The 19,749-nt window shown below is 72.1% G+C and carries 18 protein-coding genes; 12 read left to right on the plus strand and 6 right to left on the minus strand.

What is annotated here, in order from left to right; all coding sequences use genetic code 11:
* Positions 1-52 precede the first annotated feature (52 nt).
* From ligD to A37W_RS0100395, 5 genes are read left to right on the plus strand one after another with little or no spacing between them, the layout of a single operon-like run.
* Positions 53-2,479: a DNA ligase D gene (gene ligD, locus A37W_RS0100375; protein ID WP_018301034.1), complete on the plus strand. Its 2,427-nt coding sequence runs from the start codon at positions 53-55 to the stop codon at positions 2,477-2,479.
* A gap of 10 nt (positions 2,480-2,489) precedes the next feature.
* Positions 2,490-3,416, plus strand: a complete 927-nt coding sequence (ku, locus tag A37W_RS0100380; protein ID WP_018301035.1) for a non-homologous end joining protein Ku — start codon at positions 2,490-2,492, stop codon at positions 3,414-3,416.
* Positions 3,417-3,419: 3 nt separating this feature from the next.
* Positions 3,420-4,496: a tetratricopeptide repeat protein gene (locus tag A37W_RS0100385; protein ID WP_018301036.1), complete on the plus strand. Its 1,077-nt coding sequence runs from the start codon at positions 3,420-3,422 to the stop codon at positions 4,494-4,496.
* A complete protein-coding gene (locus A37W_RS0100390; RefSeq protein ID WP_018301037.1) occupies positions 4,493-5,113 on the plus strand; it encodes an alpha/beta hydrolase family protein in 621 nt (206 codons plus the stop codon). The genes A37W_RS0100385 and A37W_RS0100390 overlap by 4 nt, the downstream gene beginning before the upstream one ends.
* Positions 5,113-5,883: an exodeoxyribonuclease III gene (locus A37W_RS0100395; RefSeq protein WP_018301038.1), complete on the plus strand. Its 771-nt coding sequence runs from the start codon at positions 5,113-5,115 to the stop codon at positions 5,881-5,883. Before A37W_RS0100390 ends, A37W_RS0100395 begins: the two co-directional genes overlap by 1 nt.
* Before the next feature lie 424 nt (positions 5,884-6,307).
* Here the strand turns inward: A37W_RS0100395 and katG are convergent, their stop codons facing one another.
* Positions 6,308-8,521, minus strand: coding sequence for a catalase/peroxidase HPI (gene katG / locus A37W_RS0100400; protein WP_018301039.1), 2,214 nt, complete (start codon positions 8,519-8,521; stop codon positions 6,308-6,310).
* Between the two features lie 126 nt (positions 8,522-8,647).
* Between katG and A37W_RS0100405 the strand changes: the two genes are divergently transcribed.
* Both A37W_RS0100405 and A37W_RS0100410 read left to right on the plus strand, forming a co-directional pair.
* Entirely contained in the window at positions 8,648-9,541 is an 894-nt protein-coding gene (locus tag A37W_RS0100405; protein ID WP_018301040.1) for a hydrogen peroxide-inducible genes activator, read from the plus strand.
* 78 nt (positions 9,542-9,619) lie between these two features.
* Positions 9,620-10,684, plus strand: coding sequence for a DUF475 domain-containing protein (locus tag A37W_RS0100410; RefSeq protein ID WP_018301041.1), 1,065 nt, complete (start codon positions 9,620-9,622; stop codon positions 10,682-10,684).
* A gap of 413 nt (positions 10,685-11,097) precedes the next feature.
* Here A37W_RS0100410 and A37W_RS0100415 read toward each other — a convergent pair whose 3' ends face one another.
* Complete coding sequence (locus tag A37W_RS0100415) at positions 11,098-12,753, minus strand: glycerol-3-phosphate dehydrogenase/oxidase (protein ID WP_018301042.1); 1,656 nt, start codon at positions 12,751-12,753, stop codon at positions 11,098-11,100.
* An 18-nt stretch (positions 12,754-12,771) separates the two neighbouring features.
* A complete protein-coding gene (locus A37W_RS0100420) occupies positions 12,772-13,602 on the minus strand; it encodes a TolB family protein (protein WP_018301043.1) in 831 nt (276 codons plus the stop codon).
* A gap of 72 nt (positions 13,603-13,674) precedes the next feature.
* Here A37W_RS0100420 and A37W_RS0100425 point away from each other — a divergent pair, with 72 nt between their 5' ends.
* From A37W_RS0100425 to A37W_RS0100445, 5 genes are all read left to right on the plus strand, one after another.
* Positions 13,675-14,436: an SDR family oxidoreductase gene (locus A37W_RS0100425; RefSeq protein ID WP_018301044.1), complete on the plus strand. Its 762-nt coding sequence runs from the start codon at positions 13,675-13,677 to the stop codon at positions 14,434-14,436.
* An 11-nt stretch (positions 14,437-14,447) separates the two neighbouring features.
* The gene (locus tag A37W_RS0100430) at positions 14,448-15,386 is read left to right on the plus strand and encodes a 2-hydroxyacid dehydrogenase (RefSeq protein ID WP_018301045.1); all 939 of its coding nucleotides are present in this window, start codon (positions 14,448-14,450) and stop codon (positions 15,384-15,386) included.
* On the plus strand, positions 15,386-16,075 hold the full coding sequence (locus A37W_RS0100435; protein ID WP_018301046.1) for a fumarylacetoacetate hydrolase family protein: 690 nt from the start codon (positions 15,386-15,388) through the stop codon (positions 16,073-16,075). Before A37W_RS0100430 ends, A37W_RS0100435 begins: the two co-directional genes overlap by 1 nt.
* A gap of 143 nt (positions 16,076-16,218) precedes the next feature.
* Complete coding sequence (locus A37W_RS0100440; RefSeq protein WP_018301047.1) at positions 16,219-17,613, plus strand: leucyl aminopeptidase family protein; 1,395 nt, start codon at positions 16,219-16,221, stop codon at positions 17,611-17,613.
* Positions 17,610-18,500 (plus strand): C40 family peptidase, encoded by an 891-nt coding sequence (locus tag A37W_RS0100445; RefSeq protein ID WP_018301048.1) that lies wholly within the window; start codon positions 17,610-17,612, stop codon positions 18,498-18,500. The genes A37W_RS0100440 and A37W_RS0100445 overlap by 4 nt, the downstream gene beginning before the upstream one ends.
* Before the next feature lie 3 nt (positions 18,501-18,503).
* Here A37W_RS0100445 and A37W_RS0100450 read toward each other — a convergent pair whose 3' ends face one another.
* The 3 genes from A37W_RS0100450 to A37W_RS0100460 all read right to left on the minus strand — a co-directional run bounded on the left by A37W_RS0100450 (position 18,504) and on the right by A37W_RS0100460 (position 19,664).
* The gene (locus A37W_RS0100450) at positions 18,504-18,845 is read right to left on the minus strand and encodes a DUF2794 domain-containing protein (protein WP_018301049.1); all 342 of its coding nucleotides are present in this window, start codon (positions 18,843-18,845) and stop codon (positions 18,504-18,506) included.
* Between the two features lie 196 nt (positions 18,846-19,041).
* Positions 19,042-19,344, minus strand: a complete 303-nt coding sequence (locus A37W_RS0100455) for an I78 family peptidase inhibitor (protein WP_018301050.1) — start codon at positions 19,342-19,344, stop codon at positions 19,042-19,044.
* 41 nt (positions 19,345-19,385) lie between these two features.
* Entirely contained in the window at positions 19,386-19,664 is a 279-nt protein-coding gene (locus tag A37W_RS0100460; RefSeq protein ID WP_018301051.1) for an I78 family peptidase inhibitor, read from the minus strand.
* Positions 19,665-19,749: the final 85 nt, after the last annotated feature.

The raw sequence follows: 19,749 nt of genomic DNA on the forward strand, positions 1-19,749 counted from the left end.
TGCCAGACGCGGGCGGGGCGTCGATGATCGCCGCACGGGGCAGGGGACGAGGGTGGCTGACCGGCTGACACGCTACCGCGCGAAGCGGGATTTCGGCCGGACGCCGGAGCCGGCGGGCGGCGCCCCCGGCGGCGCCATGCGCTTCGTCGTGCACAAGCACCATGCGACGGCGGATCACTACGACCTGCGGCTGGAGCTGGGCGGCGTGCTGAAGAGCTGGGCGGTGCCGAAGGGGCCATCGCTGAACCCCGACGACAAGCGCTTCGCGGTGGAGACCGAGGATCATCCGGTCGAGTACCTCGAGTTCGAGGGCGTGATCCCGGCGGGCGAATACGGCGGCGGGCCGATGATCGTCTGGGACACCGGGACATGGGCGCCGATGGGCGATGCCGAGGCGGACATCGCCAAGGGCGCGTTCAAGTTCCGCCTTGCCGGGCAGAAGCTGTCGGGGGGTTGGATGCTGGCGCGGCTGAAACCGAAGAAGGGCGAGGCGAAAACGGGCTGGCTCTTCTTCAAGGAGCATGACGGGGCGGCGCGGACGGATGGCGATGTGCTGGATGATCGGCCGGAGAGCGTTAAGAGCGGCCTCACCATCGAGGCGCTCGCCGCTTCCGCCGCGCCTGCGGCTCCCGCGCGGGCGCCGACCCTCCGCCCCGGCCGTCTGCCGGGCGTCGTGAAGGCGGCGCTGCCCGCGACCTTCTCGCCGCAGCTGGCCGAGACCGGACCGCCGCCGGAGGGCGACGGTTGGCTGCACGAGATCAAGCTCGACGGGTACCGCACGCTCGCCTTCGTCGAGGCGGGGCAGGTGCGGCTGATAACCCGGGGCGGACTGGACTGGACGGTCCGGTACGGCGACCTGCCGGACGCCGTCGCCGCGCTGCCCTGCAAGGCCGCACTGATCGACGGCGAGATCGCGGTGCCGGACGACACCGGCCAGACGCAGTTCGCCCTGCTTCAGCAGGCGCTCTCCGACAAGGCGGGCCACTGGATGGTGTTCTACGCCTTCGACCTGATCCACCTGAACGGCTGGGACCTCTCCGCCGTCCCGCTGGAGCGGCGCAAGGCGCTGCTGAAGGACCTGCTGACCGGCGCCGGACCGGCGCTGCATTACTCGGACCACGTGGAGGGCAACGGCCCCGGCTTCTTCGAGCGGGTCAGCGAGATGGGGCTGGAGGGCATCATCTCCAAGCGCCGAGACGCGCCCTACCGGCCGGGGCGACAGGCGTCGTGGATCAAGACGAAGGCGGTGCTGACCGGCGAGTTCGCGATCTGCGGCTATACCGTGTCGAAAGCGGCCGGCGGCCTCGCCGCGCTGGCGGTGGCGGAGGAGGCGGAGGGCGAGTGGACCTACCGCGGCAAGGTCGGCACCGGGTTCGACCGGGCGACGGCCGAGGGGCTGCTCCAGCGGCTGGAGCCGATGCGCGACGACGCCCTGGTGCTGCCCGGCGCGCCGAAGGAGGTGTTCCCGGTCCGGCCGCTGCTGACGGCGCGGGTCCACTACACCTCGCTCACCCGCGACGGGTCGCTGCGCCACCCGGTCTTCAAGGGCCTGCGCGAGGTGGCGCTGGGCGCCGCCACGGCCGCCCCGCGCAAGCGGCTCATCACCGACGCCGACCTCGCCTCGATCTGGGTGACCAACCCCACGCGGCGGCTGTTCGGCCGGTCGGGCGCGACCAAACTGGACGTTGCGGTCTACTACGCCGCCGTCGGCGACGCGATGCTGCCGCACCTGTTCGGCCGGCCCGTCAGCCTCGTCCGCTGCCCCTCGGGCCGGCCGCAGGACTGCTTCTTCCAGCGCCATGCCTTTACCGGCATGCCGCCGTCGGTCGGCGTGTTCGAGACGCGGAATTCGGACGAGGAGGACAGGACCTACCTCTACATCCGCGACGTCCGCGGCTACCTCGCGCTCGCCCAGTTCGGAGTGATCGAGTTCCACTCCTGGGGGACCGAGTACGACCGGCTGGAGAGACCCGACCGCGTCACCTTCGACCTCGACCCCGGCGAGGGCGTGCCCTGGCGCGAGACGGTGGACGCGGCGGTCCATATCCGGGGCGAGCTGCAGGCGCTGGGCCTGACGGCGTTCGTCAAGACGACCGGCGGCAAGGGCCTGCACCTCGTGGTGCCATTGAAGCCGAAGGCCGACTGGCCCCGCATCCACGCCACGACGGGCCGCATCGCCGAACGGCTCGCCGCCGGAGCGCCGGGCGTGTTCGTCACCACGATGGCGAAGGACAAGCGCACCCGCCGCATCTTCATCGACTTCCACCGCAACGCCCGCGGCGCGACCGCCGTCGCCCCCTATTCGTTGCGCGCGCGCACCAATCTGCCGGTATCGACGCCCGTTTCGTGGGCGGATCTCGAAAATATCGACGCACCGGGGGACTTGAACTACTCTACTGTTCCGGGACTTGTGGCGGGATCGGACGATCCGTGGGCGGCCTTGGAGGCCGCCGCGGCCGATCTGCCGAAAGGCATATGAAGGACCGGATATGGCACCCCGCGCGACCTGGAAGGGCTACCTCAAGCTGAGCCTCGTGACCTGCCCGGTCCGGCTCTACAACGCGACGTCGTCGTCCTCGCGCATCAGCTTCAACCAGCTGCACAAGGACACGCACAACCGCATCAACCTCAAGCCCGTCGACCCCGAGCTTGGCCTGGTGGAGCGGTCGGACCTCGTGAAGGGCTACGAGTACGAGAGCAAGAAGTACGTCATCATCGAGGACGAGGACCTCGAGGCGGTGCGGATCGAAAGCAATCACACGCTGAACATCGAGGCGTTCGTCGACGCGGGCGAGGTCGCGCCGATCTACCACGACAGCCCCTACTACCTGGCCCCCGACGGCGCGATGGCCGAGGAGACGTTCGCGGTCCTGCGCGAGGCGCTGGCGCGGGCGAACAAGCTGGCCGTCGCGCGGCTGGTCCTGTCCTCGCGCGAGCGTGTCGTGACCATCGGCGCGCTGGACAAGGGCATGTTCGTGCAGGTGCTGCGGGCGCCGAACGAGGTGCGGGCGGCCTCGGCCTATTTCGACGAGATACCGGATGTTAACCCGGATGCCGACATGCTGCAGATGGCCGAGAAGCTGATCGAGCAGAAGACGGTGAAATTCGATCCCGCCGACTACGAGGACCGGTACGAGCAGGCGCTGATGGCGATGATCAAGGAGAAGCTGAAGGGCCACAAGCCGATCATCGCGGCCGCGCCGGAGCGCGGCAACGTGGTGAACCTGATGGACGCGTTGAAGGCTTCGCTCGCCGAACAGAAGCCGCCGGCCAAGAGCCGCGCCAAGGCGCCGGCAAAGGAGGGCGCGGCGAAGAAGCCCGCGGCGAAGAAGACCACAGCCAAGGCCACCGGCACCGACGACGCCAAGCCCGCGCCCAAGCGGGCGAGCGGCGGGCGCAGGACCGGCACGAAGTAGCGGATGGGCGCCCTCACCGGCATCACCGTCGGCCTCGCGGGGGCGCTCGACGCCTTTCCCCGCCGGATCGCCGCGCGCGCGGTGGGGACGGCCGGCGGCTCGCTGCGGCGGGGTGTCGGGCGGGGGACCGGGCTGGTCGTGTTCGGCCGGGGGATGCTGCGGCGGTGGGATGCCGCGCGGATCGGGGCGCTGCTGGACGAGGCGACGGCGGTCGGCGCGCAGCCGGTCAGCGAGACGGGGCTGCTGCGCCGACTCGGCCTGCTGGACGCCGCGCCGGACGGGCCGCACGACGCCGAGGCGCTGGCGCGGCTGTCGGGCCTGGCGGAGCGGGACGTGCGCCTCCTCGCCCTCTTCGACGCGTTCGAGGCTGACACCGCACCCTTCACCTTCCGCGACCTCATCCTCGCCCGCAAGTACGCCGCCCTGACCAACGCGGGCGCCGGCTGGGACACGATCGCCCGAGCCGTGCACCGGGTGCCGGACGTCGGGGCGCTTGCGGCGCTGACGCTGGACCTCGGCTCCGAGGGCATCGTCGCCCGCCGTCCGGGCTGGCAGGGGACGCTGGACGGGCAGGGCACGCTCGGCCTCGTCGCGCCGGAGGAGGACGCGGACGACCTGTTCGACGCCGCCGGCGCGGCGGAGGAGGAGGGCGACTGGGATCGCGCGGCGCAGCTCTACAACCGCTGCCTGACTCTGGACCCCTCGGACGGGGTGGCGGCGTTCAACCGCGCCAACTGCCTCGCCGCGCTCGGCCGGGCGGCGGAGGCGGCCCACGACTACGCCCGCGCGGTGAAGCGCGACCCGCGCTTCGCCGACGCCTGGTTCAACCTCGCCCGCCTGATGAGCGACGCGGGCCACGAGGATGCGGCGCGGCGGCACCTGTCGCGGGCGCTGACGATCGATCCGGCCTACGCCGACGCGATGTTCAACCTCGCCAGGCTGGAATACGAGGCCGGCAACGGGGTGGAGGCGGCGCGTCTGTGGCGCGCCTATCTGGAGCATGACGCGGACGGCGAGTGGGCGCAGCGCGCCCGCAACGGCCTCGCCCTGATCGCGCTGGAGCGGGCGGCGGCGGGATGACCGATTTCCTGAAGGACGGGCCGGCGGACGCGCCGGTGACGGTGCTGCTGGCCCACGGGGCCGGGGCGCCGATGGACAGCCCGTCAATGCAGGCGATCACGCAGGCGCTGGCGGCCGAGGGGCTGACGGTGGCGCGGTTCGAGTTCGCCTACATGGCCGGCCGCCGGCAGGGCGTGAAGAAGCCGCCGCCCCGGGCCGAGACGGTGATGGACGAGTACCGCGAGGCGGTCGCTGGGCTGGGCGCGTCTGGGCCCTTGGTCATCGGCGGCAAGTCGATGGGCGGCCGGGTGGCGAGCATGGTGGCGGACGACCTGGGCGTCGCGGGGCTGCTGTGCCTCGGCTACCCGTTCCATCCGCCGGGCAAGCCGGGGCAGCTGCGGACCAAGCACCTGAAGGACCTGAAGACGCCGGCGCTGATCGTGCAGGGGACGCGCGATCCGTTCGGCACGGTGGACGAGGTGCCGGGCTACGACCTGTCGGGCGCGATCGAGGTCTTCTGGGTGGAGGACGGCGAGCACGACCTCAAGCCGCGCAAGAAGGTCACCGGCAAGAGCCAGGCCGACGCGCTGGCCGAAGTGGCGGCGAAGGTGCGGGACTGGGCGGCCGCCCTCCGCTGATGCGGATCGCGACGTGGAACATCAACGACGTCCGCAAACGTGTTGATCTCGTTCTGGAGTTTCTCGCCGAGGTCCAGCCCGACGCGCTGTGCCTGCAGGAACTGAAATGCGAGGACGGCGCGTTTCCGGCCGACGCGTTCGAGGCGGCGGGCTACGGCGCCGTCTGGCGCGGCCAGCGGACCTGGAACGGCGTCGCCATCCTCGGCCGCGGGCGGGCGCCGGTCCTGGTCCGCGACACGCTGCCGGGCGACCCGGACGACCGCGAGGCGCGCTACATCGAGGCGGCGGTGGAGGGGGTGCTGATCGCGTGCCTCTACGCCCCGAACGGCAACCCCCAGCCGGGGCCGAAGTTCGAGCGCAAGCTCGCCTGGACCGACCGGTTCGTGGCCCACGCCGCGGCCCTGTGGGAGGCGGGCGTGCCGGCGGTGCTGGCCGGCGACTACAATATCGCGCCGACGGCCGCGGACGTCTACGAGGGCCACTCCTACGACGACAACGCCCTGATCCAGCCGGGGCCGCGGGCGCAATGGGAGCGGCTGGTGGCGCAGGGCTGGGTCGACGCGGTGCGGGCGGGATTTCCGGACGGCGAGGCGTTCACCTTCTGGGACTACCGGCGGCGGCGGTGGGAGAACGACAAGGGCCTGCGGCTGGACCACCTCCTGCTGTCGGGGGAGGTCGCGCCGCGCCTGCGGGAGGTCTGCGTGGACCGTCCCTGGCGGGGCCGGGAGAACGCGAGCGATCACGCGCCGGTGTGGGTGGATTTACGGTGAGGGGGCGTCGGTCGTCTCAGGAAAACCCGCCCCGGGCTTGACCCGGGGCCCCGCAAGGTCGGGGTGGATCGGGGTCCCGGGTCAAGCCCGGGACGGGTTTCCGATGGCATCGACAGTCAAGCCCGGGACGGGTTCCGATGGCATCGGCAGTAACGCCCGCCCGGAATCAGCCGCGCAAGCGGCCTCGGCAGCGTCTGGCCGCCCCCCGGCCACACGCTTCCTCGCCCCCTGCGAGACGCTGAAGGTCGTCCGGGGGAGGCGGGATGAAACTCCCCTACCGCGTCGTCAGCGCGTCTGACCGCGGCCAGACCCTGCCCTCCGTCGCGCCAAGAGCCCCCAAAAAAGGAAAGGCGCGTCTCCGCGCCTTCCGCCGGTCCTGCGACCGGGGGGAAGCGCCAATGGCGCTTCCTTTTCCTGACGCCCCTCAGGCCGCCGTCTTCGCCGTCAGGTCGAACCGGTCGGCGTTCATCACCTTGGTCCAGGCGCGGACGAAGTCCCGAGCGAACTTCTCCTTGGCGTCCGCGGCGGCGTAGACCTCGGCCAGTGCCCGCAGCTGCGAGTTGGAGCCGAAGACCAGGTCCACCCGGCTTGCGGTCCACTTGTGCTCGCCGGTCTTGCGGTCGGTGCCGATGTAGACGTGCTCGTTCGCCTCGTCCTTCTTCCACGCCGTTCCCATCGCGAGAAGGTTGGTGAAGAAGTCCGCCGACAGCGTCCCGGGACGGTCCGTGAAGACCCCGTGCGAGGTCCCGCCGGTGTTGGCGCCAAGCACCCGCAGACCGCCGACCAGCACCGTCATCTCCGGCGCGCTGAGCGTCAGCAGCTGCGCCCGGTCGACCAGCAGCTGCTCGGCCGGCACCGTGAACTCGGCGTGCAGGTAGTTGCGGAAGCCGTCGGCCCGCGGCTCCAGCGGCTCGAAGCTCTCGGCGTCGGTCTGCTCCTGCGTGGCGTCGGTGCGGCCGGGCGCGAAGGGGACCGCGACCGGCGTGCCGCCGTCGGCGGCCGCCTTCTCGACCGCGGCGGTGCCGCCGAGGACGATGAGGTCGGCGAGCGACACCCGCTTGCCGCCGGTCGCGGTGGCGTCGAAGTCCGCCTTGATGCCCTCGAGCACGCCCAGCACCTTCTGCAGCGTTGCCGGGTCGTTCACCTCCCAGTCCTTCTGCGGCGCGAGCCGGACGCGGGCGCCGTTGGCCCCGCCGCGCTTGTCAGAGCCGCGGAAGGTCGAGGCCGAGGCCCAGGCGGTCGAGACCAGCTCGGACACCGTCAGGCCGCTGGCGAGGATCTTCTCCTTCAGCGCCTTCACGTCCGCGTCGTCGACCAGCGGGTGGTCGACCGCCGGCACCGGGTCCTGCCAGATCAGGTCCTCGGACGGCACTTCGGGGCCGAGGTAGCGGACCTTGGGCCCCATGTCGCGGTGGGTCAGCTTGAACCAGGCGCGGGCGAAGGCGTCGGCGAAGAGGTCCGGGTTCTCGTGGAAGCGGCGCGAGATCTTCTCGTAGTCCGGGTCGAACCGCATCGACAGGTCGGTGGTCAGCATGTTCGGCGTGCGCCGCTTGCCCGGCTCGTGCGGGTCCTCCACCGTGCCCTCGGCCTCGGGGTTCTTCGGCTTCCACTGGTGGGCGCCGGCCGGGCTCTTCGTCAGCTCCCAGTCGTATTCGAAGAGGATGCGGAAGTATTCCTGGCTCCACTGAATCGGCTTGGTGGTCCAGATGACCTCGAGCCCGGAGGTGAACGTGTCGTTGCCGTGCAGGCCGTGCTTGTGCTTCCAGCCGAAGCCCTGCTCGGTGATGTCCTCGCCCTCGGGCTCACCCGAGATGTCCTCGGGATTGCCCGCGCCGTGGGTCTTGCCGAAGGTATGGCCGCCGGCGATCAGGGCCACCGTCTCCTCGTCGTTCATGCCCATCCGGCCGAAGGTCTCGCGGATGTCGTACGCGGCGGCGAGGGGGTCGGGCTTGCCGTCGGGGCCTTCGGGGTTCACGTAGATCAGGCCCATCTGGACGGCGGCGAGCGGGTTCTCCAGCGCGCGGCCCTCGGCATAGCGGGAGTTGGGCTTGTCGGACGTCGCCAGCCACTCCTCCTCGGTGCCCCAGTAGATGTCCTCCATCGGCTCGTAGACGTCCTCGCGGCCGCCGCCGAAGCCGAACGTCTTGAAGCCCATGGATTCCAGCGCGACGTTCCCGGCGAGGATCATCAGGTCGGCCCAGCTGAGCGCGCGGCCGTACTTCTGCTTCACCGGCCAGAGGAGGCGGCGGGCCTTGTCGAGGTTGGCGTTGTCCGGCCAGGAGTTCAGTGGCGCGAAGCGCTGCGAGCCGGAGGACGAGCCGCCGCGGCCGTCGCCGGTGCGGTAGGTGCCGGCGGAGTGCCACGCCATGCGGATGATGAAGGGGCCGTAGTGCCCCCAGTCCGCCGGCCACCAGTCCTGGCTGTCGGTCATCAGGGCGGTCAGGTCGCGCTTCACCGCGTCGTAGTCGAGGGCGTTGAACGCCTCGGCGTAGTCGAAGTCCTCGTCCATCGGATCGCCCATGGGCGAGTGCTGGTGCAGGACCTTGAGGTTCAGCGCGTTGGGCCACCAGTCGCTGTTCTTGCGGCCCTTGTGGCTGTGGTGCATGACCGGGCACTTCGGGGCGTCGTTGCCGTCCATGATCTGTTCTCCTGGCAATTGGTCGGGCGGGGCGGGGCGCCCCGGGATTCGTCTCGGGCGCCACCTTAGGCCGCCCCGCCGATAGGTTTAAGTTGCATCTCCTGATCGGGACGATAATTCCTGCTTATGGCGAGTCCCACCCTCAAACAGCTGCGCTATTTCGACGCCCTCGCCGCGCAGGGCCATTTCGGCCGCGCGGCGGAGCTGTGCGCGATCTCGCAGCCGGCCCTGTCGATGCAGATCCGCGAGCTGGAAGAGCAGTTCGGCACGCCCCTGTTCGAGCGCGGGGCGCGGCAGGTGCGGCTGACCCGCGTCGGGGCCGAACTGGCGCCGCGGGTGCGGGACATCCTGCGGTCGGTGGACGAGCTGGGCGACATCGCCCGCGCCACGCGGGGACGGCTGGAGGGGCGGCTGAACGTTGGCGTGATCCCGACCGTCGCGCCCTATCTGCTGCCGGCGCTGATCGGTGCCCTGCGGCAGAGCCACGCCGGCCTCGACGTCCACGTGCGCGAGACGCTGACGCCGCGCCTGATCGAGGAGCTGGCCGACGGCCGCATCGACACCGCGATCGTCGCGCTGCCGGTGGACGAGCCGACGCTCGCCGAGGTCCCGCTCTTCACCGAGCGGTTCGTGCTGGTGCGCCCCGCGGCCGAGGCCGACGCCCCGGTGCCGGGGGGCGAGGCGCTGGCGCAGATGAAACTGCTCCTGCTGGAGGAGGGGCACTGCTTCCGCGACCAGGCGCTCGCCTACTGCGCGGCGGGTGCGTCGGCGCCGCGCGACGGGCTGGACGGCACGTCGCTGTCGACGCTGGTGCAGATGGTCGGCGCGGGTCTGGGCGTCACGCTGATCCCCGAGATGGCGATCCCGGTCGAGGCGCGCTGGCCCGGCGTCGCCGTCGCCCGCCTGCCGTCGCCCGAGCCGGCGCGGACGATCGGCATGGTCTGGCGCCGCACCAGCCCGCTCGCCGCGCAGTTCGCCGGCATCGCCGAGGTCGTCCGCGCCGCCGCGGAACCCGCCTGACCCGAGGGCGCCGCCTTGCGGGAGATCGGGGCGCACTCTATCTGCCGCAGGCCGGACCGTGCCGGCGGGGGAGGAATCTTGAGCGACATCCGACACTACTTCCTCTGGCCGATCGTCTTCACCGTTCTCGGGCTCGCAGGCACCTTCGCCCTCGGCTGGGAGGGGGGCGGACACCTTTCCGGCGCGCTGTCGTTCCTGATGATCGGCTGCGTTCTCGCCGTCCTCGAGATCTCGCTGTCGTTCGACAACGCCATCGTCAACGCCAACAAGCTGAAGTCGATGACCCCGGTCTGGCAGCGGCGCTTCCTGACCTGGGGCATCCTCATCGCGGTGTTCGGGATGCGGATCCTGTTCCCGCTCGCCGTCGTCGCCATCGCGGCGCAGATCGGGCCGTGGGCGGCCGTCGTCCTCGCCGCCACCGATCCGGACGAATACGCGCACATCATGCACGACGCGCACCTGTCGATCGCCGCCTTCGGGGGGACGTTCCTGATGCTGGTCGCGCTGGATTTCTTCCTCGACGACGAGAAGGAGGTGCACTGGCTCGGCTCCATCGAGGCGCGGCTGAACGGACTCGGCCGGCACCGCTGGGCGGGGATCGCGATCGTGGTGGCCACCGCGGCCGTCTTTGCCGTGCTGCTGCCGCCGGTGGAGCGGGAGGAGTTCGCGGTCGCCGCGGCGCTGGGCCTCGGCACGTTCCTTCTGGTGGAACTGGTGGGCCACGTCCTCGACCGGCGGAACCAGGCGGTGGCGGGGGCGGCAGCGGGTGGCTTCGGCGCGTTTCTCTACCTGGAGGTGCTGGACGCCTCGTTCAGCTTCGACGGCGTCATCGGGGCGTTCGCGCTGACGCAGAACCTGTTCCTCATCGCCATAGGCCTCGGCATCGGCGCGTTCTACGTCCGCGCCATGACGATCATGCTGGTGGAGCGGCGGACGCTGATGAAGTTCCGCTATCTCGAACACGGCGCGTTCTACTCGATCCTCGCCCTGTCGGTGGTGATGTACCTGCAATCGATCGTCCACGTCCCGGAGGTCATCACGGGTCTGGTCGGCGCCGGGCTGATCGGGCTGTCCTTCCTGTCCTCGCTGCGGGCCGGGCGGGAGGAGGAGGCAGAGCCGGAGGCCGCCGCGGAGCGGGGCTAGCGCGGGGGCCAACCTTGTTTCGAGGGCGGACACCGGATGGATCGGGGCCCCGGCTCACGGCCGGGGCGGGGTCGCCAGGGCGGAACTTCCCGCGCTGATCCGGCCCGTCGATGCAGACCCGTCCCGGGCCTGACCCGGGACCTCGCGCGGCCCTCTCCCTGTCGATACCGACAAGGCCGCGCCGTCCGTGACCGGACCGACTACCTGCCCAGCGGCATCCGCTGCGGCCCTTCCAGCCGCTCGGCCAGCTCGGCCACCTCCGCCGGCTCACGGCCGGGGCGGGGTCGGCAGGGCGGATCTTCCCGCGCTGATCCGGCCCGTCGATGCAGACCCGTCCCGGGCCTGACCCGGGACCTCGCGAGGCCCTCTCCCTGTCGATACCGACAAGGCCGCGCCGTCCGTGACCGGACCGGCTACCTGCCCAGCGGCATCCGCTGCGGCCCTTCCAGCCGCTCGGCCAGCTCGGCCACCTCCGCCGCCTGCCGGTCCGCGTCCCAGCCGAGGACGCCGCCGGCGATCTCGGCCATGCGGACAAGGTCGCGGCGCGAGAGCGGGCCGCCCATGGCGAGCGTGGTGCGGCGCAGGACGATGTCGGACAGGTGGCGGACGTGCTCGTGCCGCGCGATCCAGGCGATCTCGGCCTCGCTGTGGTCGATGCGGTCGGGCAGCGAAGGCGAGGCGCCCTCGCGGGCGATCGCCTTGGCGACCGTGCCGTAGCGCGTCAGCAGCTCGTCCACCCGCGCCTCCGGCAGGCCGCTCGTCCGCGCCGCGGTCGCGATCCACCGGGCGCGGGCCGCGGCCTCGCGGGGGAAATCCCGGCCGCCGCCGACCGGCAGGTCCCGCGTCGTCCGCCGCCGGACCTTGCCGAGGCGCTTCAGGGCGAGATCCGCCACCTCCTCGGCGAAGCCGCGGAACGTGGTCCACTTGCCGCCGACCAGCGAGACGATCGCGAAGGGCCGCCCCTCGGCCGGCTCCACCACCGGCGCGGAATGGTCGCGGCTGATGAGGCCGGGCACCTTCGCGTCGGAGGCGGGCAGGGGCCGGATCCCGCTGTAGGCGTAGACGATCCGCTCGCGCCCGAACTCGCGGCCGGGCATCAGGGCCTTCAGCCGCGTCAGGATGTACGCGACCTCGTCCTCCTCGCAGCGCACGCCGTCGGGGTCGCCCGCTGGGATGTCGGTCGTTCCGGCGAGGATGCGCCCCAGGTGCGGATAGACGAGGAGGATCCGCCCGTCGTCGGCCTCGAAGTAGATCATCCGCCCGTCCAGTTCGGCCACCAGGTCGGGCATGTCCAGAAGCAGGTGCGAGCCCTTGGTGCCGCCGATCAGCTTCGACGGGGCGCCGAGCGCGGCGTTGACCCGGTCGATCCAGGGGCCGGCGGCATTGGCGACGAAGGAGGTCCGCACCAGGCGCCGCCCGTCCTCGCCCTCCAGCACCAGCGCGCCGTCCTCGATCCCGGCGACGGAGGTCCGCGTCAGCGCCTCGGACGACGGCGAGAGGGAGAGGCCGTCGGCCACCAGCTCCCACACCATCCGCTCGGGCGCACGGACGCGGGCGTCCCAGTAGGCGGCGGAGGCGACGATGCGGTCGGTCAGGCTGGGCAGGGTCCGCAGGCTCCGCGCCCTGCCGCGCAGGCGGTGGCGGGGCATCACCCGGGCGCGCAGGCCGAGCAGGTCGTAGATCGTCAGTCCCGCCTCGATCAGCAGCGCGCCGCGGCTGCGGGCCGCGCCCTTCGCGCCGAAGAGCGTCTTGAGAGCCGCGCCCACACCCTTGGTCCACGAGAAGATCGGGATCACCGTCTGCAGCGGCGTGACCGTGTGCGGCGCGTTCCGGAGAAGCAGGTTCCGCTCCAGCGTCGATTGCGCGACCAGGCCGAACTCGCCGGTCTCGAGGTACTTCAGCCCGCCGTGGATCATCCGCGAGGGCGCCGAACTGGTGCCGGCGCCGAAATCCGCCTTCTCGACGATGAGGCACCGCAGGCCTTGGGCGCAGAGGTCGCGGAACAGGCCGGCGCCGTTCACTCCGGCGCCGACGATCACAGCGTCGAACCGGTCGCGCTCCGCGCTCATCGGTTCCGCCCCCGCATGTCAGGGGCGCCCGTAGCGGACGAAGGCGAAGCGGCGCCCGTCCGGATGCCAGCAGGGCACGTTGATCGACCCCTGCCCGCCGAAGAAAGAGAGGATCGTGCGGGTCCCGCCCGTCCTGGGGTCCAGCATCCGCAGCTCGACCTCCCTGTCGCGCGGATGGCCCTCGGTGCCACCCTCGTAGGCGAGGTAGAGGATCTCCCCGCCGGCGGGCGAGGGGTGGGGGAACCAGTTGTCGGAACCGTCGTGCGTCATCTGCTCGGCATCCGAGCCATCGGGTCGGACACGCCACAGGTCCATCGTCCCGCCGCGGGTCGAATTGAACCAGATCCAGTCCCCGTCCGGCGTGTAGTCCGGCCCGTCGTAATGGTGCGGGCCCGAAATCACGCGCGTCTCGTCGCCGCCGGACACGGGGCAGGTCCAGATGCCGAACTCCTCGTCCCGGACCGCGGTGTAGGCGAGCCGCGCCCCGTCGGGCGACCAGCCGTGCCACCAGCTCGGCATGTTCGCCGTGACGCGGACCGGCGTGCCGCCCTCGACCGGCAGCGTGTAGATGCAGCTCTTGCCGCCCGTATGGTGCGAGATGACTAGCGTGCGGCCGTCCGGGGACAGGCCGTGGTCGTTGTTGCACCGGTCGGCGAAGGCGGTGTCGACCGGCACCAGCCGCGGCTCCGCCAGCGGGACCCGCCAGATCAGGCCGTCCCCGTTGACGATCAATGCCGCGCCGTCGGGTGTCCAGTTCGGCGCCTCGATCAGCCGGTCGGTCTGCAGCACGACCTCCTCCGCCCCGGTGGCCGGGTCGAGGATCGCGAGCGTGGAGCGTGGGTCTGTCATCGGATTGCCCTCCCCAGCGGTTGCTATAGCGTGTCGGGCGGGCCGGGCAACCGGCGGGGGCAGGGGACGGACATGCGGCTTTTCGACCTGACCGGGCGCACCGCGCTCGTCACCGGCGCCTCGATGGGCATCGGCCGCGCGCTGGCCGAGGGGCTGGCGGCGGCGGGCGCGCGGGTCGTGCTGAACGCCCGCCGGGAGGGGCCGCTGGAGGCGGCGGCGGAGGAGATGCGGGCGACCGGCGCCGACGTCCGGACGCTGGCCTTCGACGTCACCGACCGGGCGGCGGTGCGCGCCGCCATCGACGGGTTCGAGGTGGAGACCGGACCGATCGACATCCTGATCAACAACGCCGGCATCCAGCACCGCGCCCCGCTGGACGAGTTCCCTCCCGAGGAGTTCGAGCGCCTGTTCGCCGTCAACGTGACCGCCGTCTTCGACGTCGCGCAGGCGGTGGCGCGCCACATGATCCCGCGCGGGCAGGGGCGGATCGTCAACATCGCCTCGGTGCAGGCCGCGCTCGCCCGGCCCGGGATCGCGCCCTACACGGCGACCAAGGGCGCGGTGGCGAACCTGACGAAGGGGATGGCGACCGACTGGGCGCGTCACGGCCTCAATTGCAACGCCATCGCGCCGGGCTATTTCGACACTCCGTTGAACGCCGCGCTCGTCGCCGACCCGGAGTTCAGCGCCTGGCTGACGAAACGCACCCCGGCGGGCCGCTGGGGCCGGGTGGAGGAGCTGGCGGGCGCCGCCGTGTTCCTGTGCTCGGACGCGGCCAGCTTCGTCAACGGGCACGTCCTGTACGTGGACGGCGGCATCACGGCGAGCCTCTGAAGGAGACGGACATGAGCGAGACCCTCGTCGTCGGCAGCTACGACGGCCCCGACAAGGACGCGATGGAGCGGGACTTCCCCGGCCCCCGCGTGGCCGAGATCACCGAGGCGCCGGACCTGCCGGCGGACGTGCGCGAGGCGGTGCGCGCCGTCGCCTACAAGGGCCACGAGCCCTTCACCGCGGCCGAGATGGACGCGCTGCCGAACCTGAAACTCATCGCCAACTTCGGCGTCGGCTACGACAGCATCGACGTGGCCGCAGCGACCGAGCGGGGCGTGACGGTGACGAACACGCCCGACGTCCTGAACGACGACGTGGCCGACGTCGCGGTCATGCTCCTCCTCGCGCAGCGGCGCGGGCTGATCGAGGCGGACTCCTGGGTCCGCTCGGGCGATTGGCCGCAGAGGGGGATGCAGCCGCTGCAGCGGACCATCGCGGGCACGACGGTGGGGATCGTCGGGCTGGGCCGGATCGGGCGCGAGATCGCGGACCGGCTGGCGGCGCTGAAGATGGAGGTCCACTACCATTCCCGCTCCGAGAAGGAGACGCCCGGCTGGACCTACCACGCCGACCCGGTCTCGCTGGCGGGGGCGGTCGAGTCGCTCGTCGTCTCGCTCGTCGGCGGGCCGGAGACGGAAGGCTACGTCTCGGCCGAGGTGCTGGACGCGCTGGGGTCCGAGGGGGTGGTGGTGAACATCTCGCGCGGGACGACGATCGACGAGGGCGCGATGCTGGACCGGCTGGAGGACGGGCGGCTGGCGGGCGCCGGCCTCGACGTGTTCCTGAACGAGCCGGACGTCGATCCGCGCTTCTTCGCGCTGGCGAACGTCGTGCTGGCGCCGCATGTCGGCTCGGCGACCCATGCGACGCGGGCGGCGATGGGCCGGCTGCAGCGCGACAACCTCGCGGCGTTCCACGCGGGCGCTCCGCTCAAGACCCCGGTGAACTGATGTCCTTCGTCCTGCCCCCGCCGCCCGTCCCCTCTCTCGCCGTTGCGGGCCGGGACGAGCGCTTCGCCGTCCGCCGCATCTGGTGCGTCGGCCGCAACTACGCCGAGCATGCCCGCGAGATGGGCCACGACCCCGAGCGCGAGCCGCCCTTCTTCTTCGCCAAGCCCGCCGACGCGCTGGTCGAGGACGGCGCGACGGTGCCGTATCCGCCCGCGACCGCGGACCTGCACTACGAGGGCGAGCTGGTGGTGGCGATCGGCCGCGCCGGGCGCGACATCGACGAGGCGGACGCGCTGTCCCACGTCTGGGGCTACGCCGCCGGCAACGACCTCACCCGCCGCGACCTGCAGTCCGAGGCCAAGGCGCTGCGCCGGCCCTGGGCCCTCGCCAAGGGGTTCGACCTCTCGGCGCCCGTGGGCGCGCTGGTCCCGGCCGAGGAGATCGGGCACCCGGCGACGGGCATGCTGCGCCTGACGGTGAACGGCGCCGTCCGGCAGGAGGCGGACATCGCCGAGATGATCTGGCCCGTCCCCGGTATCCTCGCCCACCTGTCGCGGCTGGTGGAGCTGCAGCCGGGCGACCTGATCATGACCGGCACGCCGGCCGGCGTCGGCGCGCTGAAGCGCGGCGACGTCTGCCGGGTGGAGATCGATGGGGTCGGGGCGGTGGAGACGGCCATCGAAGCCTGAAACGGAGCCTTTACGCTGACCCGGCGGCCGGGCTTGCGGGTGGCGGGGCCGGCGGTAGTCTGGCCGCGCGTGCCCGCCGGCCCCGTTCGGCGGATGGTGAAGATGCCTGTCGCCCCCGGCCCAGGCCAACCCTGCGAGGCCCGATGTTTCCCACCTTCGCCAAGGACGGCAGCGATCGCGTCATCCCGCTCTTCGCGGTCAGCAAGGAGGGGCTGAAGCAACGCCTCGACCAGCTGTCCGGTCCCGCCCGCACCTGGACCGAGGCGAGCGGCTTCGCGGCCGGTCCGGGCGAGTGCCTCGCGGTGCCCGATCCCGAGGGGCGGGTGGGCCTGGCCCTCGTCGGCCTCGGCGACGCCGCCGGCGCCGCGCGGCACCGGTTCCTGGTGGGGCGCGGCGCCTCATCCCTGCCGGCGGGGACCTACAAGCTGTCGGGGGGCGGTCTGGGACAGGACCACCTCGCCGAGGCGGCGCTGGGCTGGCTGCTCGAGAGCTACCGATACACCCGCTACAAGGCCGGCAAGGCCCCCGGCGCGCGCCTGCTGGCGCCCGAAGGCGTCGATGCCGGCCGGATCGAGGCGATCGCCGCCGGCGAATGCCTGACCCGCGACCTCATCAACACGCCCGCCGCCGACATGGGACCCGCGGAGCTGGAGGCGGCGGCGCGGGATCTCGCGAAGGAGATGGGCGCCAAGGTCGAGGTGATCGCGGGGGACGAGCTGCTGGCGCAGAACTTCCCGATGATCCACGCGGTCGGCCGCGCCGCGACGCCCGCGCGGGCGCCGCGTCTGATCGACCTGCGCTGGGGCGCCTGGGGCCGCAAGATCACGCTGGTCGGCAAGGGCGTCTGCTTCGACACCGGCGGCCTCGACATCAAGCCCGCCGCGTCTATGGGCCTGATGAAGAAGGACATGGGCGGCGCCGCGACCGTGCTGGGGCTGGCGCGGATGATCATGACGCTCGGCCTGCCGATGCGCCTGCGGGTGCTGATCCCGGCGGTCGAGAACGCGATCGCGGGCGAGAGCTTCCGCCCGCAGGACGTGCTGACCAGCCGCAAGGGCCTGACGGTGGAGGTGAACAACACCGATGCCGAGGGGCGGCTGGTGCTGGCCGACGCGCTGGCGCTGGCGTCCGAGGAGGATCCCGACCTCCTCGTCTCGATGGCGACGCTGACCGGCGCGGCCCGGGTCGCCGTCGGCCCCGACCTCGCGCCGTTCTTCACCGACGACGAGGCGACGGCGGCGGCCTTGTCTCGCGCCGGGTCGCAGGTCGCGGATCCGGTCTGGCGGATGCCGTTCCACGCGCCCTACGAGAAGATGATCGAACCGGTCATCGCCGATCTGGACAACGCGCCGTCGGGCGGGATGGCGGGGGCGATCACCGCCGCGCTGTTCCTGCGCCGCTTCGCCGAGGCACAACGCTACGTGCATTTCGACATCTACGGCTGGGTCCCGGCCGCCGCGCCGGGCCGGCCGAAGGGCGGGGCCGGGCAGGGGGCGCGCGCCCTTCTCGCCGCGCTGCCCGAGATCGTGAAGCTGTGAGCCGCCCGTCCGAGCGCTATGCCGGCCGTCGCACCGTCGGGGACGACCGCGAGGCCGGGCGCCTGCTGCAGGCCCGGCGGACGGTCGTCGACCTCCTCGACCGGCCGCGCCACGAGGGCGGCACGCGGCAGCGGCAGATCCTGCTGCACGCCGGTTTCGTGGTGCTGGAGGAGGTGGAGGGACCGGACTTCGGCACCGGGTCCGAGCGGCGCTGGCTGTTCGGCTACGCCGAGCGGGACGGCTACCTCGGCTGGGCCGCGGGGAGCGATCTGGCGGAGCCCGCGGACGCGTTCACGCACGTCGTGGCGGCGCCGCGCACCTACCTCTACGGCCGGCCCGAGCTGAAGGCGGGGGACGAGCCGCTGTATGTCTCGCACGGCACCCGCCTCGCGGCCGGACCGACCTTCGAGGACGGCCGCTGGACCGAAGTGTCCCGGCTCCGCGAGGACGAGCACGAGTGCAAGACGACCTCGACCTTCTACGTCCCCATAGCGCACCTGCGCCCGCTGGACGCGCCCGAGAGCGACCCGGCCGCGGTGGCAGAGCGGCTGATCGGAACGCCGTACCTGTGGGGCGGCAATTCCGGCTTCGGCATCGACTGCTCCGGCATGGTGCAGGCGGCGTTGCACGCCTGCGGGATCGACTGCCCCGGCGATTCCGACCTGCAGGAGGCGATCGGGCAGGACATCCCGCCGGACGCGCCGCTGCGGCGGGGCGACCTGGTCTTCTGGCGCGGGCACGTGGCGATGATGCGCGACGCGGAGACGATGGTCCACGCGAACGCGCGCGCGATGGCGGTGTCGGTCGAGGGGTTCGCCGAGGCCTGCGCCCGGATCGAGGCGCAGGGCGACGGCGGCGTGACGGCGCGGCGGCGGGTCGCCGGCTGACCGTCAGTCCACCGCGCGGATCAGCTTGCGCTCCAGCACGCTGAGGACGCTGGCGAGGTCGTGGCCGCGCTTCAGCACCTGTCCCTCGGCCCCGAACAGCGCGTACTGCCCCTGCCGCATCCGCAGGGCGGGGCGCTTCTCGATCCGGTAGAGGGGCGTCTCGGCCGTCCGGCGGAAGACCGAGAAGACCGCTACGTCGCGCAGGCACGATATCCCGTAGTCCCGCCACTCGCCGGCCGCGACCATGCGCCCGTAGAGCGAGAGGATCGGCATCAGCTCGGTCCGGTGAAAGGCCACCTGTTCGGGATGACGGCCGGGGAACGCGGCGGGCGTGAGCACGGTCATGGGACAAGATTTGCGCGAATTTTCCTGCATTTCAAGGCGCCATCAAGTCGCCGCGAAATGGTGCCGGCCCGGCCACGGGATGTCCGAACGCCGGCCGCATTGGCAGGGGATAACGAACTCATCGGCCAGGCCCCCGGCGGTCCGTGTTTTCAGCCCCCACCCAAGCGGGGCGCCGGGGACCTGGTCCGAAATCCCCTCAGCCGCACCTGATCCGCGCGATGCGCTCGGCGCCGTCGATCTCGAAGTTGATCCGCGCGGGCCGGAAGTCCTCGGTGATCGCGTCGCCCGGACGGATCAGCCGCACGGGGCCGAGGATCAGCACCCGCTCCAGCGCCGTGACGTCCCGGCCGATCAGCGCGCCACGGCCCGCAGCGCCGCAGGTATCGTCGGCCGCCGCCGGAACGGCGGGTCCGGCCGGGGGCGGGGGCGCGGCGGTCATCCCCGCGGGGCCGCAGGCGGCGACGAGGCAGAGGAGGGTGAAGGCGGCGGCGCGGGTCATGCCCGCGATACCATCGCCTCCGGGCCGCCGGCGCAAGTCCCTCAGCCGCAGGTGACCCGGTCCACCAGTCCGTCCTGTCCGAGATAGATGTTCAGGCGCGTCGCCACGTATTCCATCGTCACGACGTCGTCGGGTTCCAGCACGCGGGCGTTCAGGTCGGCGGGCAGGGTGACCGCGGCCAGCGACTGGCCGACGAGCCATTGGTAGCCGCTCGCGCCGCAGGCGTCCGACGGCTCGGGCGGCACGTCCTGCGGGGGCGGGGGGACCATCTCGCAGGCGGCGAGAAGGGCGATCAGGGGGAGGGGGGCGAGTCTCATCATGCCGCATCATCTGGCGCGGTCCCGGGCGGCGACAAGTGGTTGAAATCCCCCCGCCGATCCGGGACGGTCGGCGGCGACACTGACC

This window comes from Wenxinia marina DSM 24838 (assembly GCF_000379485.1).
Lineage (GTDB): Bacteria > Pseudomonadota > Alphaproteobacteria > Rhodobacterales > Rhodobacteraceae > Wenxinia > Wenxinia marina.

Bases quoted from the DNA above. Each gene is read 5' to 3' on its own strand.
- ku (WP_018301035.1), top strand. From the start codon at position 2,490: ATGGCACCCCGCGCGACCTGGAAGGGCTACCTCAAGCTGAGCCTCGTG.
- A37W_RS0100385 (WP_018301036.1), top strand. From the start codon at position 3,420: ATGGGCGCCCTCACCGGCATCACCGTCGGCCTCGCGGGGGCGCTCGAC.
- A37W_RS0100390 (WP_018301037.1), top strand. From the start codon at position 4,493: ATGACCGATTTCCTGAAGGACGGGCCGGCGGACGCGCCGGTGACGGTG.
- A37W_RS0100395 (WP_018301038.1), top strand. From the start codon at position 5,113: ATGCGGATCGCGACGTGGAACATCAACGACGTCCGCAAACGTGTTGAT.
- katG (WP_018301039.1), bottom strand. From the start codon at position 8,521: ATGGACGGCAACGACGCCCCGAAGTGCCCGGTCATGCACCACAGCCAC.
- A37W_RS0100405 (WP_018301040.1), top strand. From the start codon at position 8,648: ATGGCGAGTCCCACCCTCAAACAGCTGCGCTATTTCGACGCCCTCGCC.
- A37W_RS0100415 (WP_018301042.1), bottom strand. From the start codon at position 12,753: ATGAGCGCGGAGCGCGACCGGTTCGACGCTGTGATCGTCGGCGCCGGA.
- A37W_RS0100420 (WP_018301043.1), bottom strand. From the start codon at position 13,602: ATGACAGACCCACGCTCCACGCTCGCGATCCTCGACCCGGCCACCGGG.
- A37W_RS0100425 (WP_018301044.1), top strand. From the start codon at position 13,675: ATGCGGCTTTTCGACCTGACCGGGCGCACCGCGCTCGTCACCGGCGCC.
- A37W_RS0100430 (WP_018301045.1), top strand. From the start codon at position 14,448: ATGAGCGAGACCCTCGTCGTCGGCAGCTACGACGGCCCCGACAAGGAC.
- A37W_RS0100435 (WP_018301046.1), top strand. From the start codon at position 15,386: ATGTCCTTCGTCCTGCCCCCGCCGCCCGTCCCCTCTCTCGCCGTTGCG.
- A37W_RS0100440 (WP_018301047.1), top strand. From the start codon at position 16,219: ATGTTTCCCACCTTCGCCAAGGACGGCAGCGATCGCGTCATCCCGCTC.
- A37W_RS0100450 (WP_018301049.1), bottom strand. From the start codon at position 18,845: ATGACCGTGCTCACGCCCGCCGCGTTCCCCGGCCGTCATCCCGAACAG.
- A37W_RS0100455 (WP_018301050.1), bottom strand. From the start codon at position 19,344: ATGACCCGCGCCGCCGCCTTCACCCTCCTCTGCCTCGTCGCCGCCTGC.
- A37W_RS0100460 (WP_018301051.1), bottom strand. From the start codon at position 19,664: ATGATGAGACTCGCCCCCCTCCCCCTGATCGCCCTTCTCGCCGCCTGC.